Below are 16,383 nucleotides of genomic sequence, written 5' to 3' on the forward strand. Positions count from 1 at the left end.
ATACATGCGGTATTGATACTGCTAGCCGGCAAACTTCGGTGAAAAACCTTAAAACATTTGCACAGAGGAGCTTATATACATAGCTTCCAGCCCCCGGAGCGGGGAGCCGAAGCTACGGGGCGGATGGCCCTAGGGAGTGTTTTCAACTACTTGCGGGCCGGTGGGCGCCGCCGCTTCGGCGGCCTCGTCCTTGAGGGTGCCAAGTTCACGGCCCACTTTCTTAAACGCGGCGATGGCTTTGTCGAGGTGGGCGTGGGTGTGGGCGGCGCTCAGCTGCACCCGGATGCGGGCCTTGCCCTGCGGCACCACGGGGTAGTAGAAGCCCACCACGTAGATGCCCTCGTCGAGCATTTTGGCGGCAAACTCCTGGGCCAGCTTAGCATCGTAGAGCATGACGGGCACGATGGGGTGCTCGCCGGGCGTGATGTCGAAACCGGCGGCCGTCATGTGCTCGCGGAAGTACTTGGTATTCTCTTCGAGCTGGTCGCGCAGAGTGGTGCTTTCGGTGAGCAGTTCCAGCACACGCAGGCTGGCGCCCACAATGGCCGGGGCCAGCGTGTTGCTGAACAGATAGGGGCGCGAGCGCTGGCGCAGAATCTCGATAATTTCCTTGCGCCCGCTCGTGAAGCCGCCCATGGCGCCGCCCAGGGCCTTGCCTAGGGTGCCGGTGATGATGTCGACGCGGCCCATTACGTTGCGGTACTCGTGGGTGCCGCGGCCGGTTTTGCCCAAAAAGCCCATTGAGTGGCACTCGTCTATCATCACCAGGGCATCGTACTGGTCGGCGAGGTCGCAGATTTTGTCGAGCTGCGCGATGGTACCGTCCATCGAAAACGAGCCGTCCGTTACGATGATACGGTGGCGCATGCCGGCGGCCACGGCGTCCTGGAGCTGCTTTTCCAGGTCGGCCATGTCGTTGTGGGTGTAGCGGTAGCGCTTGGCCTTGCACAGGCGCACTCCGTCGATAATGCTGGCGTGGTTGAGCGCGTCCGAGATGATAGCATCGCGCTCATCAAAGAGCGGCTCGAACACCCCGCCGTTAGCGTCGAAGGCCGCCGCGTAGAGAATGGTGTCTTCTGTACCTAGGAACTCGGCCAGCTTGGCTTCGAGCTGCTTGTGAATATCCTGGGTGCCGCAGATGAAGCGCACCGAGCTCATGCCGTAGCCGTGGCTGTCGATGGTGGCTTTGGCGGCGGCCAGCACCTCGGGGTGCGAGCTGAGCCCTAGGTAGTTATTAGCGCAGAAGTTGAGCACATCGCCCGCTTCGTCGGTATGAATTTCAGCGCCCTGAGGCGAGGTAATAACACGCTCCTTTTTGTAGAGGCCGGCGTCTTTTATGTCTTGCAGCGTCTGCTGAAGGTCGGCTTGAAGGGTTCCGTACATGGGTAGGTAGGTTGATAATGAGGCGCCTGTTTTTGCGAGTGCAACAAAGCAATCGCACCAGAGCGAGAATGAGTAGACGAAGCTAGTACGCCAGTCGTATTACGATGGCTCGTTTTGGTGCGATTACCGCGCTGCGCTCGTAATGACAAACGCTTTTTCTGCCTAATTTCTTCTACCAAAAAACACCTGCGCGCCCACCCGGCCGCTGGCCACCAGCTGCGCCTTTTGCTCATCCGAAATCCGCTTTACTTTAGGGCTGAAACCCATGGTGTTGATGCTGATGGTACGGGGCCAGTCGCTGAGCAGGGCGGGGGTGAGGTTTTCGAGGGCCACGGTGTAGAGCGCTCCGATGTAGGACAAAAAACCGCGGATGTCATCCGGGGCCAGGGCCAGGCGGCCGGTAGGCAGGGTATCGAGGGCGATTTGCTCGGCGCGGTCGAGGCGCAGGCCTAGGGTTTCGGGGTTGGCGGTAGTGCCAGGCGGCAGGCAGGCGGGCGGGTATTGGAGCTGGTCGAAGAGGTGCAGCGGGTAGCTGGCCAGCAGCGCCGCCTAAATGGCGCCCGCCGACGTGCCGCCCACCCGCGTAATGTGCGTCAGCACGCCCTGCTTTTCTAATTCCTGCAAGGCCCCGCCGTAGGCGATACCGCGGATGCCGCCGCGCTTCATAAGGAGGTTGCGATAGGGCAAAGCCGGGGCTTGGGCGTAGCTGGCCGGAGAAGCACCCATAGCAACTAACAAACTGATTACAAGAGGTAAGCACTTGGTTATTGGCCCTAAAGATAGCGCCCGTCCTGGGTTGGTTTGCCCTAGGGGCAAACCTCGCCCCTGGCCCCAGCCGTATCTTTGCAGTACCCCACTTCCCTCCCCTTCCCGCCTTCTGCTTTTTATTAAATGGAAACTTCGCCTAGTGCCACTGGCCTCCCCGGCACCGTCCTCGTTATTGGTGCCTGCGGCCAGCTCGGGCTGGAGCTTACGGCCGCCCTACGCCAGCGCTACGCGCCCGAGGCCGTAATCGCGGCCGACGTGCGCGCCCCCAAAAACCCGGAGGCACTGGCCGGCGGCCCTTTCGAGCTGCTCGATGTGCTGGATAAAAATCGCCTGGAAGAACTGGTGCAGCAGTACCGCCCGGTGCAGATTTATAACCTGGCGGCGCTGCTTTCGGCCACGGCCGAGAAGGACCCGGCCTTTGCCTGGAAGTTGAATATGGACGGCCTGCTCAACGTGCTGAACGTGGCCGTACAGTACCAGGTGCCGCAGGTGTACTGGCCCAGCTCCATCGCGGTGTTCGGCCCCGATACGCCCCGCGAGCACACGCCGCAGGTCACCATCATGAACCCGAATACGGTGTACGGCATCAGCAAGCTGGCCGGCGAGCAGTGGTGCGAGTGGTACCACCGCCACCACGGCCTCGATGTGCGCAGCCTGCGCTACCCCGGCCTCATCGGCTACAAGAGCCTGCCCGGCGGCGGCACCACTGACTACGCCGTGGACATCTACCACAAGGCCGTGGCCGGCGAAAGCTTCGAGTGCTTTCTGAAGGAGGACACGTACCTACCCATGATGTATATGCCCGACGCGCTCAAAGCCACCCTGGATTTGATGCACGCGCCCGCCTCAACCATCAGATTTCGCACCAGTTACAACCTAGGGGCCATGAGCTTCTCGCCGGCCGAAATCACAGCCAGCATTCAGCAGGAGCTACCCGACTTTCAGGTTACGTATAAGCCCGACGGCCGCCAGGCCATTGCCGACTCGTGGCCGGCCAGCATTGACGACTCGGCGGCGCGGGCTGATTGGGGCTGGGCGCCGGAATTTGACCTAGGAAAAATGACGCACGATATGCTGGCTCATTTGCGGGTGCCGGAGTTGGCGTAGGCGGCCGGGTTACCTTCGCTCAGAAGATTTACTGCTTTTCAAAATGGCTGATTCAGTTGAAACTCCTGCTGCCGAGGTGTCGCCCTATCTCAAGCAGGTGCGGGTGCGGGACTATCCGCCTTTGCGCGATGCGAAAGTAGCTTTTAAGCCGGGACTGAATATTATTATTGGGCCAAATGGGTCGGGAAAAACCCGATTTATAGAGTTGGTGAGTGAGTTAATACATCCTTACCAAGTTCATGAGCGAGGGGCGGAGTGTGAATTGGAGTTAGGCGGATACGATGGTGGATTGACAATTACTTTTCACGAGCCAGAGCAAGACCTAGACCCACTAATTTCCCAATATGGTCCAACGCCGCCTTTAGAAGTCAGGGTTCAGGCTGAAGCCAGCAGCGGCAGCAGCGACGACTTTCTTAGTGCAATAAGAGAAGCGGGCTTGAATTACCGCCACCTCTACCCTATTTTGGCGCACCACGGTGTGCCCTTAAAGGGGCTGCCACTAGTGGCTGCGTCGGCAACATTTGCGTTTGGTGAAATGGGCAGAATTCGGCTAGAACCTGCCTTGAATTCGTCGCCGGAGGCTGCCCCCTTACTAGTGGGGGAAATATTCAACGCTTTTGCACTAGTAAACGCTAAAAGACCCAAGCGAGTAAATGGGAAAGCAGTTCCGGCTCCTTCAACAACGGAAGCCCAAGCGCTGACAGAGCGGATACTCACGGCTTACCTGGCTTTTCTCAATCCATTTTTAAAACAGCACTCTCCGATTGAAGAAGCTCGGCTCAGCCGGCCTTACCAAATTTTTGAGAATCTGACACAGAGAGAGACATTAGTTAAAGGTCTGGTTTTTGAATACTTTGTAGCCGCCAGTTGGCTACCTTTTGAAGCTTTGTCAGATGGCACGAAGCGGATGCTCTACCTCATCTCGCAGTTGGTGATGCCGTGGGCCACGTCTACAAGCTCGACAACCGCGCCGCCCGAATTTTCCCTTCACATTCCGGTCCGTATCATCTTTCTGGAAGAGCCGGAGCTTGGCATTCACCCAGTACAACTTACCAAGTTACTGAGCTTGATTAAGGAAGTGGCGCAGACGCAGCAAGTAATAATGACCACGCACGCGCCCCAAGTATTAGACATGCTTGGCGCCGATGAACTCGACCGCATCACCGTCTGCTCGCTCGACCCTGAAAAGGGCACCCAGTTTCACAAGCTGACGGAGGAAAAGCAAGAGCAGGCCCGCGTATACATGAAGGAAGTAGGCTTCCTGAGCGACTACTGGCGCTACTCGTACTTGGAGGAAACAGAAGCCGAATAACTCGATGGCGAACGAGACGGCACAATCGACTTCTTTGGTGGGTTTGCTGGGCGAGTCGCCCAATGATACCAGTTCTTTGCAGGCGCTGCTGGGGAAGCGCTACGGCGAGCGGGTGCGCTTCGTCATTATCAGCCCCGAGATTACAGGCACGCAGCTGGATAGCCCTAAATTCCAGCACATCATCCGGGCCAACTATCGGTTTAAAAAGCCGGATTTGATAGTAGTTACCCGCGACCTAGACGCGCCGGAAAGCGACCGGCCGAAGCGGCTGGAGCGGCTACTTTTCTTCCGCAAGATGAATCGGGGATTCGAACAAAGGAGTGTGTTTCTGCTCAACGTGCAGGCAATGGAGGCGCTGATAGCAGCTGACATTACGCCATTTAATAGAAAATACGATTGCACCTGCCCGGTACCAGCCGACCCGATGACAATTGTTGACCCCGCGAAATTTTTAAAAGACGCGACTGCCCGCTGTCGCAAGCACTACGACGAAGGCCACTGCGCCGAACTGCTGGCCGAAGCTGACTACGATAAGCTACTTGCTAATTGCCGCTACTTCGCCGCCTTTGACCAAGAGTTTAGTCAACGCCTAGCATAAAAGCTCGACCATCCCCAAAATCATAAAACTGCGGTAATTTCTGCCTAATAAGCCACGGTCACCTTTGCCGGGTACTAATCCCTCCTGGCAATGGCTAATTTCGACAACTCAATTACGCGCCGCAAATTCGTGCGCTCGACGGCCCTAGTTTCGGGGGGCGTAGCGCTGCTGCCGGCCCTGCTCAGCGCTTGCAAAGACGACGAGCCCGGCGTGGTGTACGCCGGCGATTTTGGCTTTCGCGAAGGCGTGGCCAGCTTCGACCCCTCGGCCACCAACGTCATTTTGTGGACGCGCTACACCGCCGCCACCAACGAGAGCGGCGACGCCGCCATCCGCTGGGAAGTAGCGGAGAGCAACACGTTTGCCCCGGCCGTGGCCAGCGGCACCGTGCAGGCCACCGCCGCCACCGACTACACGGTGGCCGTGGATGTGCCCGGCCTCACGGCCAATAAGAAGTACTACTACCGCTTCAGCAGCGAGCGCACCGCCGCCACCTCGGTGGTGGGCGAAACCCGCACGCTGCCCACCGGCGCCCAGGCCAGCAGCGTGAAGCTGGCCGTGGTGTCGTGCGCCAACTACCAGGCCGGCTTGTTTAATGTGTACGGGGCCGTGGCGGCCTCCGACGCCGATGCCGTGGTGCACCTCGGCGACTACATCTACGAGTACGGGGCGGGCCAGTACGGCAGCAACCCAGCCACCGCCGCCCTCAAGCGCGACCACCTACCGGCCACCGAAATCGTGAGCCTCAGCGACTACCGCACCCGCTACCGCCAGTACCGCTCCGATGCGCAGCTGCAGCGCGCCCACCAGCTCAAGCCGTTTATCTGCGTCTGGGACGACCACGAATACGCCAACGACGCCTACACCACCGGTGCCCAGAACCACCAGCCCGCCACCGAAGGCAGCTTTGAGGACCGCAAGCGCGTGGCCAACCAGGCGTGGCATGAGTACCTGCCCGCCCGTGGGGCCGACAAAGCCAAGATTTACCGCAGCTTCGCCTTCGGCAATCTGGTGAATTTGCTCATGCTCGACACCCGCATCACGGGCCGCGACAAGCAGCTCAGCCTGAGCGACTACACCAGCAGCACCGGCGCGTTTGACACGGCCACGTTTGGCGCCGCCTGGCAGAATCCCAACCGCTCGATGCTGGGCGCCGACCAGCGCACCTGGCTGGCCAGCGCCCTAGGTGGCAGCAGCGCCCAGTGGCAGGTATTGGGCTCGCAGGTACTTATGGGCAAGATGTACATTCCGGTGGAGCTGCTGGCACTAGTGGGCCAGCTGGCCAACAATCCCACGCCCGCCCTGCTGGCGCAGTACAACACGCAGGCCACGCAGCTCAGCGCCATTAAGTTGCGCATTCTCAGCAACGACCCCACCGTGACGGCCGCCGAGCGCGCCCGCGTGAGCACCGTGCTGCCCTACAACCTCGACGCCTGGGACGGCTACCCCGCCGAGCGCGAAAAGCTCTACGCCGCGGCGGGCACTAAAAAGCTGATTTCTTTGGCCGGCGACACCCACAACGCCTGGCACAGCGACCTCACTACCAGCACCGGCCGCCGGGCAGGCGCTGAGTTTGCCTGCTCCTCCGTATCGTCGCCGGGCTTTGAGGCGCTACTGGCTGGCAACGCCGCTGCCATCGCGGGCTTCGAGCAGTCCAACCAGCTGCTCATCGACGATTTACAGTACCTCGATGCCTCGCGGCGCGGCTATATTCTGGCCACCTTCACCACTACCAATGCCACGGCTGAGTACCGTTACGTGGGCGCCCTCGACGTAGTGAACACGACCACTACTACCGGCAAAACCGTGGTGGAAGTGTAACCTAGGATGCTTTTAGCGGCCCGGTAGCGTGGTCTTTCAGCCCGCAACGCTGTACACCTGCTCAACTCGGGGACTAAAAGCCCGCGCTACATTAAACCAAAAAGGCCCCGACCGCAGTGTGCGGTCGGGGCCTTTTTGCTACTTGCTACCTAGCTACCGCCCATGCGCCTAGGGTAGTTGAACAGCGCCGACGTAACCCAGGGCACCAGAAACACGGCCACCGTGAGCACCGTCAGGCCCACGTCGGCGCCCTCGCTCTTGAGGAAAGTAGTGAACGGACTATTCGGCTGGTAATGCTCGAACAGCGACAGCAACAGCTTGAGCCCCAAGATGCCAATAACTACGAAGGCTGCCGTTTCCAGAAACGGGTACTTACCCATGAGCAGCACAAAGGCCTGCGCCACCAGCCGCATGGCCAAAATGCCGATGAACACGCCCGCGATAATGAGAATCAAATTATCAGTAAAGGCGACTACGGCAAATACGTTGTCGATGGAAAAGGCCAGGTCCATCAGTTCAATCAGCGCCACGGTAGCCCAGAATTTCCCGAACAGCCCCAGCGTGTTGCGGTAAAGCCAGCTTTTTTCCTTCTCCACGTGCTCCTCATCGTGCGCGGGACCGGCCCGGAAATGGTCCCACACCAAGTACAGCAAGTAGAGCCCCCCTAGGGGCTTCAAATACCAGAAATCGATGAGAAAAGAGGCGAACAGAATGCAGATACCCCGAAACACGTAGGCCCCGAAAATGCCGTAGCGCAGGGCTTTTTTGCGCTGCTCGGGCGGCAGGTCGCCGACCATCGTGGCGAGCACGGCCGCGTTATCGACCGAAAGCAGGCTTTCGATGATAACGAGGTTGCCCACGATGGCCAGCGCCGCCAACGGATTGTCGAGTATTTGCTGGATGTGTTGGTTCATGCCGGGGAAATAGGGTCCGTAAAATTACTGGGGCAGGAAGCGCACGCGGCGCTCGGGGTGGTCGGCGGACCAGCCAAAATCGTGGCGTAGGATGAAAGCCACGTAATTAGAGCGGTTTTGGCCACCATCAAATTGGGTCATCCACAGTAATTCGCCGCCTAGGTTCTTGGTAAAGATGCGACCTACGCCACCCCAAACCCGATTGCTGTCAAACGGATTGGGCTGGTCGCTGATGCGGATTTCATCTTTCAGCGCCAGGTACCACTTCGGGTTCAGGTCACTTTTAGGGCCTAGGGGCAGGCGCAACGAGGCCAGGTAGCGAAAGCGCAGCCGGAAGCCGGCGGCCGTCCAGCGCTCCTCGATGCGGTAGCGGTGGATGAGGCGGGCGCGGTTAAACTTCTGCGTAGCAATTAATTGCTGATAGAGGCGATTTTCGCGGTTATCGAACTTCTCTACCTGGTCGGCGGTGGTATAGGGCTGCAATTGCAGGTACATGTAGCCCGCGCCCACCGAGAGCGGTAGGTTTTTGAGGTTGTACTGCAAGTTGACCAAGCCCAGCAGCAAGCGCTTGTCGGTGAGGCCGCTGTAGGCGCGGTACTGGGCACCTAGGTTGATATCGAAGCGCTCATTGAGCGAATACGTGCCCGTGTATTGGAGCCAGCCGTTGTAGGCAGCGCGGTTTTTTTGGGCCTGGGCGCTGGTGGCGAGGAGCAGCAGGCAGGCGAAAAAGAGTAGAAGCTTTTTCATTGGGAATTAAATGGTTGGGTGGGAAATACAGTAGGGTGCGGGGCTGGTCCCCGCCCGGCGTTCGGACTCGCGTTGGTTTTTGCTCGGCTGGCGTAGGGCGGGGGCAGGCCCCGCACCCTACACCGGTACCACGCCCAGAATCAGGCAGACGACCAGCATCACGAGCACGGTGCCGCAGGCCCATTTCAGGGTGAAGCGCTGGTGGTCGCCAAAATCGACGCCAGCCAGGCCGGCCAGCAGGTAGGTGCTGGGCACCAGCGGGCTCAGCAAGTGCACCGACTGCCCTAGCAGCGAGGCGCGGCCCATGGCCTCGACCGACACGCCGAACTGGGTGGCGGCCTTGGTCACGAGCGGCAGAATGCCGAAGTAGTAGGCATCGTTGCTCATGAAGAAGGTGAAGGGCGCGCTCGTGATGCCCGTAATGATGGGCAGGTGCGGCCCTAGGGCATCCGGAATCAGCGTAACGATGGTTTGCGACATGGCATCGACCATCTTGGTGCCGGCCAGAATGCCGGTGAAAATGCCCGCCGCGAACACCATGCCTGCCACAATCATGGCGTTGCCGGCGTGGGCGTTGAGGCGGTTGCGCTGCTCGCCCAGGCGCGGGTAGTTAATGAGCATCCCGAGGGCAAAGGCCGTCATGAAGAGCACCGGCAGCGGCATCACGTCCATAAACAAGCCAACCAGCAAGGCGATGGTCAACAAGGCATTCAACCACAGCAGCTTGGGGCGGCGCAGGCTTACGTCTTCGTGGTTGGCTTCGGCCACCAGCTCGTCGGCATCTTCAGTAATGGTGACGATACCTAGGCGCTTGCGCTCACGCTTGCCGAAGATGTAGGCTACGAACAGCACCCAGCCCGCGGCCACTATCATGGCCGGAATGAGGGGCGTAAAGACCTGGCTGCTATCGAGGTGCAGGGCCGAGAGCACGCGGGCCGTGGGGCCGCCCCAGGGCAGGATATTCATCACGGCGCTCGACAGAAAGGCGGTGGCGGTGAGAATGAGCGGGTTCATCTTCAGCCGCTTGTAGAGCGGCAGCATAGCCGCCACCACGATGATGTAGGTGGTGGTGCCGTCGCCATCGAGCGAAACCGACAGGGCCAGCACGGCGGTGCCGATGACCACCTTGAGCGGGTCGCCGCCCACTACTTTGAGGATTTTGGCTACGATGGGGTCAAACAGACCCGCATCGGTCATGATGCCGAAGTACATGATGGCGAAAATGAGCATGACCCCGGTGGGGGCAATTTTCTTGACGCCGTCAAGCATCATATCCCCGATTTCGGCCCGAAACCCGCCGATGAGGGCGAACAAAATCGGAATCAGAATGAGCGCCGTCATGGCGAACATACGCTTCGACATGATGAGGTACATGAATGTACATATCATCAAAAAGCCAAGGAGAGACAGCATGGGCAGGGTGGGAAAGGGCGAAAAGTGAGGGCTTACTAACTGCGGGCCCGAAGACAGGGGCGAAGTAGCGAGTCGATTTAGAATACATTTGGAAGAAATTGGCTTCTTGGTGAAAAAAGCCACTATTGTCATGCTAAGCGCAGCGCAGCGGATTCGAAGCATCTCTACCGTTTCGTTGCTAGCGTTCAGGTTTACTACACCACGTGAGATGCTTCGACTCCGCTGCGTCTCTGCTTGATGCGCAGAATGCTCAGCATGGCGGACGTTTTCTCACCTTGTACCCACCCCCATTCCCACCCCATGAAGCTGCTGCTCGTCGAAGACGAACCCGACCTACTGGCCAGCGTGGTCAGCTACCTGCAAGCGCAGCAGTACGTGTGCGAAGTGGCCACTACTTACGCCCAGGCGCAGGAGAAAATGCTGCTCTACAGCTACGAGTGCATCGTGCTCGACCTGACGCTACCTGGCGGCGATGGGCTGGATTTGCTGCGCGAATTGCAGCGGCAGCAGCGCGGGGCGGGCGTCATCATCACCAGCGCCCGCGCCGGGGTCGATGACCGCATCACGGGTCTGGAATTGGGGGCCGACGACTACCTGCCCAAGCCGTTTTACCTGCCCGAGCTGAGCGCCCGCATTGCGGCGCTGGTGCGCCGCCGCCACTACCAGGGCACCAACTTGCTGGTGGTGGGCGCGCTGAGCGTGGACGTGCCCGCCCGCCGCGCCAGCGTGGCCGGGCAGGCGCTCACGCTCACGCGCACCGAGTTCGATTTGCTGCTACTGCTGCTGGCCAACCAGGGCCGCGTGATTACGAAGGGCGCGATAGCCGAGCACCTCTCGGGCGATGCGGCCGAGCAGTTCGACTCGTTCGAGCACGTGTATGCCCACGTCAAAAACCTCAAGCGTAAGCTGACCGAGGCGGGCGCGGCCAACTACATCCGCATGGTGTATGGCCTAGGGTACCGGTTTAATGTAAGCGAGTAGTACCGTGGACCCTGCGGGTCCGCGAGTGAGTAGTGACAACGCAATAACAACAGAACAGCCGCCTCACGCGCGGACCCGCAGGGTCCACGGTACACCCCGCCATGAAGCTCCTCGCCCGCACCACGTTTATCCTACTCCTCTACGCCAGCGTGGTGGCGGTGGGCGGCACGTTCGTGTACTACGCCGTTATTCACCGGCTCTACTACGATTACGTCGACCGCACCCTAGGGCGGCGCAAGCTGCGCGTAGAGCTGGCGCTGCGCAACGAGTTGCGCACACCCGCCGACCTGGCTTTCTGGCACCGCCTCGACCACAACGTGGAGTTTACCCCGCTGCCCGGCCCGCCGCCCGCTGCGCCGGGACCGAACGCCTTTCAGGACCGGTTGATGTACAACACGCTTACTGGCAAAAATCAATTCTACCGGCAGGTGGCGGGCCTGGAGGCTTTTCAGGGCAAGCGCTACCGGCTGGAGGTACGCACCTCGCTGCTCGACGGGCCGGCGCTGCTGGGCGGCATCGTGGGGGCGGGCGCGCTGCTGTTTGGGGTGCTGGTGGGCGGTATGCTCCTGATTCAGCACGTGCTGGCGCGGCGCTACTGGCGGCCATTTTTTGCCACCCTAGGCGTGTTGCAGCAGTATAAGCTCGACCAGCACCACGCGCCCGCGCTGCCGCCCACGCGTATTCCCGAATTTCAGGCCCTTAACACGGCCCTAGGGCACGTGCTGGGCCGGCACCAGCGCCTGTACCAGCGCCAGCGCGAATTTGCCGAAAACGCCGCCCACGAGCTGCAAACGCCCCTGGCCATCCTGCGCACCAAGCTTGATTTGCTGGTGCAGGCCCCCGGCCTCACCGAAGAGCAGGCCGGCCACATCGAGCCGCTGCTGGCCGTTACGCAGCGCCTCACGCATCTCAGCCGCAGCCTGCTGCTGCTCACGCACCTCGACCAGCAGCTCTTTTTCGCCACCGAAACCGTGGACCTCGCCGCCGTGGTGCGCACCCAGCTCGGGCAGCTGGCCGAGCAATTGTCGCTGGGCAATATCCGCCTCGAAACGGCCCTGGTGCCCCGCCTGCTGGTGTCGGCCAACCGCTCGCTCATCGACATTTTGGTGAGCAACCTGCTCAGCAATGCCATTCGGCACAACCTGCCCGGCGGGGAGCTGCGCGTGGAGCTGACGACTCAGTCATTGACCGTGGAGAATACTGGCCGGCCCCAGGCGCTGCCCGCCGACCAGCTTTTTGCGCGCCTGCGCCCGCGCCCCGACCGGCCGCCCGGCAGCGTGGGCCTGGGCCTACCCATTGCCCGCCAGATTAGCGAAACCTGCGGCTTCCTGCTCAGCTACCACTACCAGGAGCCCGGCCGCCACCAGCTGCGGGTGCGCATGGGGTGAGTGGCGTACCTAGCGCGCCGTGCGCTAGGTACGCCACGCATAGCTTCGTCGGCCGCGCCGCGGAGCTTAGCGCTACAGCCACAATCGGCGGTAAGCTTTAGCCTGCCAGCGGCCGGGCTACGTAGGGGCAGTGCTGCGCGAACTTGGTAGTCCGCGTATGGCTGTATAATGTCGCGGACTACCAAGTCCGCGCAACACCACTTCGAATGATAGTAAACCCCTCCCCCACTGGCTGGCAGGTTATCTACCAGCAGGCGCACGCCCTGCTGGCCATGCAGCTGGCCTGGGCCTGGCCGCCCTTTTTGCCCGCCGACCGCTGGGTGGGCCTGCTGGCGGCCGTGGCGCAGCACGACGATGAGCAGGCGCCCTGGCACGGGCGCGGCGGCCACCACGGCCTCACGCCCGCCGGCGCCCCGGCCAATTTTACGCAGGTAGCTTTTTCCATTGAGCAGGCTACGGGGGTGCTGCGCGCGGCGCGCTTCCAGGGGCGCTGGCGCAGCCTGCTCACCAGCCTGCACCTAAGCACGCTGTATGAGCCGCTGCGCGGCAGCGAGGCCAAGACCACGGCCTTTCTGGACGAGCTGCGCGCCGACCAGGCACGCTGGCTCAAGGAGCTGCACCTCACCAAAGCCCAGGCCCGGCAGGCCTACGACCTGCTGCACTGGTGCGACCGGCTCTCGCTCATCCTGTGCCGGCACGAGCTGCCTGAAATGGGCCGGGCGGTCGAAATTTATCCCGACCCGCTGGGCGGCGGCCACCGGACGCCGCACCTGGTGCGGCAGCCCGCCGGGCCAGGCACGGCGGTGGTCATCAGCCCCTGGCCCTTTACGGATAAAGAACTAGTGGTGAGCGTAGAAACCCAGGAGCTGCCCCAACTGCAGTTCCGGGACGATGCCGAGCTGGCGGCGGCCCTGCACCACAGCGCCATCCAAAATCTAAGCTGGACGCTACGACCGACCTAGGTTATTTTTTCGTGCACTTTTCGGGCAAAAAACATTTACATCCGTATCTGTCAGTTGGGCTAGAGTTGCGCGAGCTGCGCCCCTGGCTCGCGTCCGGCGCTTGTTTTTACCCGGCGCGCTGGCTCCGGTTCTTTTGATAAACTGCTATTACCACGCTTTTTCTGCTTCCTCGAATGGCGCATTATAAATTATCAGACATCTTCCACGTGCTGAAGTCATCGGCCACGGAGTTTACCACCAATAACTCGTTTCGGCACGCGGCGGCGCTGTCGTACTACACCATTTTCTCGTTGCCGCCGCTGCTGCTCATCGTCATCACCTCGGCCAGCGCGGTGTATGGCGGCGAGGCCCTTACCGGCCAGATTTACGGGCAATTGAAGGGGCTGGTGGGCGCCGACGCGGCGGCTTTTCTGCAAGAGAGCATTGCTAAGTTTACGCTCCAGCAAAAAACCGGGCTTGCCACGGCTATCGGATTGGGAGCGCTCATTTTTGCCGCCACTACGTTCTTTGTTACGCTGCAAGAGAGCATCAACGACATCTGGAACCTGCAGGTGAAAACCCAGGGCATCGGCGTGTGGCAGTACGTGCAGCAGCGGCTGCTTTCGTTTGGGCTTATCCTGAGCGTGGCACTGCTACTGCTCACGTCCTTCATCGTCAGTGCCGTGCTCAGTATTTTCACGGGCTGGCTGCAACGCTACATTCCGGAAGCGGGCGTGCTGGCCATCAAGCTCGTCGACTTTGGCTTGTCGCTGGTGGTTACCACGCTGCTTTTTGCGCTCATCTACAAGTTTTTGCCCGATGCCATCATTCGCTGGCGCGATGTAGGTGTAGGGGCTTTCATCACGGCTTCGCTCTTCATCCTGGGTAAGTACCTGATTGCCTTTTATATATCGAAGTCTGACCCTGGCTCGGCGTTCGGGGCGGCGGGCTCGGCTATCGTGCTATTGGTCTGGATTAACTACTCGTCGCTCATCATCTTCTTCGGGGCCGAGTTCACCCAGGAATTTGCCGATGCCTTCGGGCAGCGCGTGCAACCCAAAGTGCACGCCGTGCGCGTGAAAATGATGGAAATTCCCCCAGCCGAAACCGAAGAAGCAAAGGCGACCGGCCGCCCGCAGGCCACCGGCCGCTGGCGCGCCTAGATGCGCAAAACCGGGCTGGTGGCCCTACAGCAAGGTATTATCCAGCAGATTTTTATAACAAGTTTAAGAACGGGCTGGCGGTCTGCAAGCCCGTTGTTTAAAAGTCAGCAATAAGACTATTTAGGCTTGCAACCGGGCCGGGTAGCCGACGCATCTTTGCAGCAGCCGAATCATTCATCGGCGCTTCATGGCTATGCGCTTCCTACTACTGCTCGGGGGACTTTTGGTGGCGGGCTCGGCTTGGGCGCAGCAACCCGCTTTGCCGGGGGCGCCGCAGGTGCCGGCGTCCCCGCCTACCCCCGCGCCGGGCTCGGTCAAGACGGCCGAGCTGCCCGTAACCAGCGTTACGGGTCGACATGAGGTTATTGGGCAGATTTACAGCGTAGAAACCGCTGGGGGCACGCTCTTTAACGGCACACTACGGGCCGCGACCGAGGAAGAACTGACCTTCGAAACCAAGGAGCTGGGGGTGGTTACGGTGCAGCGCGCCAACCTGCGCCAGCTCTCGTCGCTGACGCCCGAGCAGGCGCGGCGCGGCTTCGACTACGTGGGCAACGGCACGCGCATGTTCATCGCCCCCACGGCCCGCAACCTGCACCGGGGCGAAGGCGAGATTAAGGTCATTGACATCTTTCTAACGGGTATCGATTATGGCATAACCGACAATGTGTCGGTGGGCCTGCTGGTGCCGATTATTCCGGTGGTGGGGATACCTTTTGTGGCCGTGACGCCCAAGGTGAGCGTACCGTTGAGCGACAAGTTTCACGTGGGCGCGGGCGTGCTCTACGGCTTTGCCACGGGCATCGATGGCGGCAGCGGTAGCGGCGGCGTGGGCTATGGCCTAGCTACTTACGGCTCGGCCGATACCAACCTGACCTTTGGCCTGGGCTACGGCATTGGCAGCGACGGCATTGGCGGCTCGCCGGTGGGCGTTATCGGGGCCAACGTGCGGGTATCGCGGCTGTTTTCGCTGGTCAACGAAACCTACCTCGCCAGCTTCGACTCCAACAGCGGCTTTGGCGGCCTGGCGGGCGTGCGCTACGCTTCGCCCCGCTTCAGCGGCAGCCTAGGTATGCTGTACTTCACCTCCCGCAACAACGGCGGCATCTACCCAGCTTACCTGGATGTAGCCTACCGGTTTGGCAAAGTCAAGCTGCGGTAGGTGGCTTTTGGTGTTGTTTTCGAGGTGGCTTGGCCCCTCGCAGCGGCGGCCGACGAGTCGCGGGCCGCTATCCTCTCATCAGCTGGCCCGCGCTCTTTCGTTCTACTAGTAAGCTGCACCAGACGGAGGCCGAGCGCTTACGCTACATTTACTTTATGAAGAAACTCCTACTCCTTTTCGCCGCCAGCCTGGCCCTGCTCAGCCAGAGTGCCCAGGCGGCTGGCCACCCCACCGCCCCCGCCGATACCCTCATGGGCCACAGCCGCATGGTCCGCCGCATGAGCAACGAGATGTGCACGGCCCTGAATGCCGACCACACCACCAATTTCCAGGCCCTGACCCAGGAGCAGGCCATAGCTTACATCCAGAAGCTGCTGATGCCCGCACTAATGAGCGACTCTACCAGCCTGATGAAAATGGCCCAACTGGGCGCTCTGCAAAACATAACCCCGCAGGACATCGGCCGCCAGGTCGGCCAGGATGCCTTTTTGATGCTGCGCCGCGACTGCCCGGCCGTGCTGCCCCTCGCCAACCGCTTTGTCCAGCAGCCGGCCGCCGCCCCTGCGCCCGCCGCCGACCCCAAGCGCAAGCCAGCAGCCCGCCCGGCCGGCAAGAAGTAGCCGCCAACCCACCCCACGCATAAAAAAGCCCAGCTGGCCATACGGGCCAGCTGGGCTTTTTAGTA

General features: G+C 60.9%; 16 protein-coding genes. 10 read left to right on the top strand and 6 right to left on the bottom strand.

Annotated elements, in window-relative coordinates; genetic code table 11:
* Positions 1 to 129 precede the first annotated feature (129 nt).
* The 3 genes from kbl to ACFSDX_RS15755 form a co-directional block, all read right to left on the bottom strand.
* Entirely contained in the window at positions 130 to 1,383 is a 1,254-nt protein-coding gene (gene kbl, locus ACFSDX_RS15745) for a glycine C-acetyltransferase (protein ID WP_382315192.1), read from the bottom strand.
* Positions 1,384 to 1,545: 162 nt separating this feature from the next.
* The gene (locus tag ACFSDX_RS15750) at positions 1,546 to 1,743 is read right to left on the bottom strand and encodes a hypothetical protein (RefSeq protein WP_382315194.1); all 198 of its coding nucleotides are present in this window, start codon (positions 1,741 to 1,743) and stop codon (positions 1,546 to 1,548) included.
* Positions 1,744 to 1,932: 189 nt separating this feature from the next.
* Positions 1,933 to 2,109 carry a patatin-like phospholipase family protein gene (locus ACFSDX_RS15755; protein ID WP_382315196.1) on the bottom strand — a complete coding sequence of 59 codons (177 nt, stop codon included), beginning with the start codon at positions 2,107 to 2,109 and terminating at the stop codon, positions 1,933 to 1,935.
* Between the two features lie 165 nt (positions 2,110 to 2,274).
* Between ACFSDX_RS15755 and ACFSDX_RS15760 the strand changes: the two genes are divergently transcribed.
* The 4 genes from ACFSDX_RS15760 (at position 2,275) to ACFSDX_RS15775 (ending at position 6,989) form a co-directional block, all read left to right on the top strand.
* A complete protein-coding gene (locus ACFSDX_RS15760) occupies positions 2,275 to 3,258 on the top strand; it encodes an NAD-dependent epimerase/dehydratase family protein (protein WP_382315198.1) in 984 nt (327 codons plus the stop codon).
* A gap of 43 nt (positions 3,259 to 3,301) precedes the next feature.
* The gene (locus tag ACFSDX_RS15765; RefSeq protein ID WP_382315200.1) at positions 3,302 to 4,570 is read left to right on the top strand and encodes an AAA family ATPase; all 1,269 of its coding nucleotides are present in this window, start codon (positions 3,302 to 3,304) and stop codon (positions 4,568 to 4,570) included.
* Between the two features lie 4 nt (positions 4,571 to 4,574).
* A complete protein-coding gene (locus tag ACFSDX_RS15770) occupies positions 4,575 to 5,168 on the top strand; it encodes a hypothetical protein (protein ID WP_382315202.1) in 594 nt (197 codons plus the stop codon).
* Positions 5,169 to 5,258: 90 nt separating this feature from the next.
* Positions 5,259 to 6,989 (top strand): alkaline phosphatase D family protein, encoded by a 1,731-nt coding sequence (locus tag ACFSDX_RS15775; protein WP_382315204.1) that lies wholly within the window; start codon positions 5,259 to 5,261, stop codon positions 6,987 to 6,989.
* Positions 6,990 to 7,138: 149 nt separating this feature from the next.
* On the opposite strand, the gene ACFSDX_RS15780 is transcribed toward ACFSDX_RS15775, so the two are convergent.
* From ACFSDX_RS15780 to ACFSDX_RS15790, 3 genes are all read right to left on the bottom strand, one after another.
* Positions 7,139 to 7,903, bottom strand: a complete 765-nt coding sequence (locus tag ACFSDX_RS15780) for a DUF475 domain-containing protein (RefSeq protein ID WP_382315205.1) — start codon at positions 7,901 to 7,903, stop codon at positions 7,139 to 7,141.
* Positions 7,904 to 7,927: 24 nt separating this feature from the next.
* On the bottom strand, positions 7,928 to 8,650 hold the full coding sequence (locus tag ACFSDX_RS15785) for a DUF2490 domain-containing protein (protein WP_382315207.1): 723 nt from the start codon (positions 8,648 to 8,650) through the stop codon (positions 7,928 to 7,930).
* Between the two features lie 117 nt (positions 8,651 to 8,767).
* Complete coding sequence (locus ACFSDX_RS15790; protein WP_382315209.1) at positions 8,768 to 10,225, bottom strand: CitMHS family transporter; 1,458 nt, start codon at positions 10,223 to 10,225, stop codon at positions 8,768 to 8,770.
* A 138-nt stretch (positions 10,226 to 10,363) separates the two neighbouring features.
* Between ACFSDX_RS15790 and ACFSDX_RS15795 the strand changes: the two genes are divergently transcribed.
* The 6 genes from ACFSDX_RS15795 (at position 10,364) to ACFSDX_RS15820 (ending at position 16,318) form a co-directional block, all read left to right on the top strand.
* Positions 10,364 to 11,044: a response regulator transcription factor gene (locus ACFSDX_RS15795; protein WP_382315211.1), complete on the top strand. Its 681-nt coding sequence runs from the start codon at positions 10,364 to 10,366 to the stop codon at positions 11,042 to 11,044.
* A 101-nt stretch (positions 11,045 to 11,145) separates the two neighbouring features.
* A complete protein-coding gene (locus ACFSDX_RS15800; protein ID WP_382315213.1) occupies positions 11,146 to 12,432 on the top strand; it encodes a sensor histidine kinase in 1,287 nt (428 codons plus the stop codon).
* A 206-nt stretch (positions 12,433 to 12,638) separates the two neighbouring features.
* On the top strand, positions 12,639 to 13,394 hold the full coding sequence (locus ACFSDX_RS15805; RefSeq protein WP_382315215.1) for a DUF3891 family protein: 756 nt from the start codon (positions 12,639 to 12,641) through the stop codon (positions 13,392 to 13,394).
* A 173-nt stretch (positions 13,395 to 13,567) separates the two neighbouring features.
* Positions 13,568 to 14,536, top strand: coding sequence for a YihY/virulence factor BrkB family protein (locus ACFSDX_RS15810; RefSeq protein ID WP_382315217.1), 969 nt, complete (start codon positions 13,568 to 13,570; stop codon positions 14,534 to 14,536).
* Between the two features lie 193 nt (positions 14,537 to 14,729).
* Positions 14,730 to 15,698 (top strand): hypothetical protein, encoded by a 969-nt coding sequence (locus tag ACFSDX_RS15815; RefSeq protein WP_382315218.1) that lies wholly within the window; start codon positions 14,730 to 14,732, stop codon positions 15,696 to 15,698.
* 155 nt (positions 15,699 to 15,853) lie between these two features.
* Positions 15,854 to 16,318 (top strand): hypothetical protein, encoded by a 465-nt coding sequence (locus ACFSDX_RS15820; protein WP_382315220.1) that lies wholly within the window; start codon positions 15,854 to 15,856, stop codon positions 16,316 to 16,318.
* Positions 16,319 to 16,383 lie beyond the last annotated feature (65 nt).

Source organism: Hymenobacter bucti (genome assembly GCF_042681145.1).
GTDB classification, from domain to species: Bacteria; Bacteroidota; Bacteroidia; order Cytophagales; family Hymenobacteraceae; genus Hymenobacter; species Hymenobacter bucti.

Coding starts and splice junctions, on each gene's coding strand:
- kbl (WP_382315192.1), bottom strand. CDS start 1,383: ATGTACGGAACCCTTCAAGCCGACCTTCAGCAGACGCTGCAAGACATA.
- ACFSDX_RS15755 (WP_382315196.1), bottom strand. CDS start 2,109: ATGGGTGCTTCTCCGGCCAGCTACGCCCAAGCCCCGGCTTTGCCCTAT.
- ACFSDX_RS15760 (WP_382315198.1), top strand. CDS start 2,275: ATGGAAACTTCGCCTAGTGCCACTGGCCTCCCCGGCACCGTCCTCGTT.
- ACFSDX_RS15765 (WP_382315200.1), top strand. CDS start 3,302: ATGGCTGATTCAGTTGAAACTCCTGCTGCCGAGGTGTCGCCCTATCTC.
- ACFSDX_RS15770 (WP_382315202.1), top strand. CDS start 4,575: ATGGCGAACGAGACGGCACAATCGACTTCTTTGGTGGGTTTGCTGGGC.
- ACFSDX_RS15775 (WP_382315204.1), top strand. CDS start 5,259: ATGGCTAATTTCGACAACTCAATTACGCGCCGCAAATTCGTGCGCTCG.
- ACFSDX_RS15780 (WP_382315205.1), bottom strand. CDS start 7,903: ATGAACCAACACATCCAGCAAATACTCGACAATCCGTTGGCGGCGCTG.
- ACFSDX_RS15785 (WP_382315207.1), bottom strand. CDS start 8,650: ATGAAAAAGCTTCTACTCTTTTTCGCCTGCCTGCTGCTCCTCGCCACC.
- ACFSDX_RS15790 (WP_382315209.1), bottom strand. CDS start 10,225: ATGCTTCGAATCCGCTGCGCTGCGCTTAGCATGACAATAGTGGCTTTT.
- ACFSDX_RS15795 (WP_382315211.1), top strand. CDS start 10,364: ATGAAGCTGCTGCTCGTCGAAGACGAACCCGACCTACTGGCCAGCGTG.
- ACFSDX_RS15800 (WP_382315213.1), top strand. CDS start 11,146: ATGAAGCTCCTCGCCCGCACCACGTTTATCCTACTCCTCTACGCCAGC.
- ACFSDX_RS15805 (WP_382315215.1), top strand. CDS start 12,639: ATGATAGTAAACCCCTCCCCCACTGGCTGGCAGGTTATCTACCAGCAG.
- ACFSDX_RS15810 (WP_382315217.1), top strand. CDS start 13,568: ATGGCGCATTATAAATTATCAGACATCTTCCACGTGCTGAAGTCATCG.
- ACFSDX_RS15815 (WP_382315218.1), top strand. CDS start 14,730: ATGCGCTTCCTACTACTGCTCGGGGGACTTTTGGTGGCGGGCTCGGCT.
- ACFSDX_RS15820 (WP_382315220.1), top strand. CDS start 15,854: ATGAAGAAACTCCTACTCCTTTTCGCCGCCAGCCTGGCCCTGCTCAGC.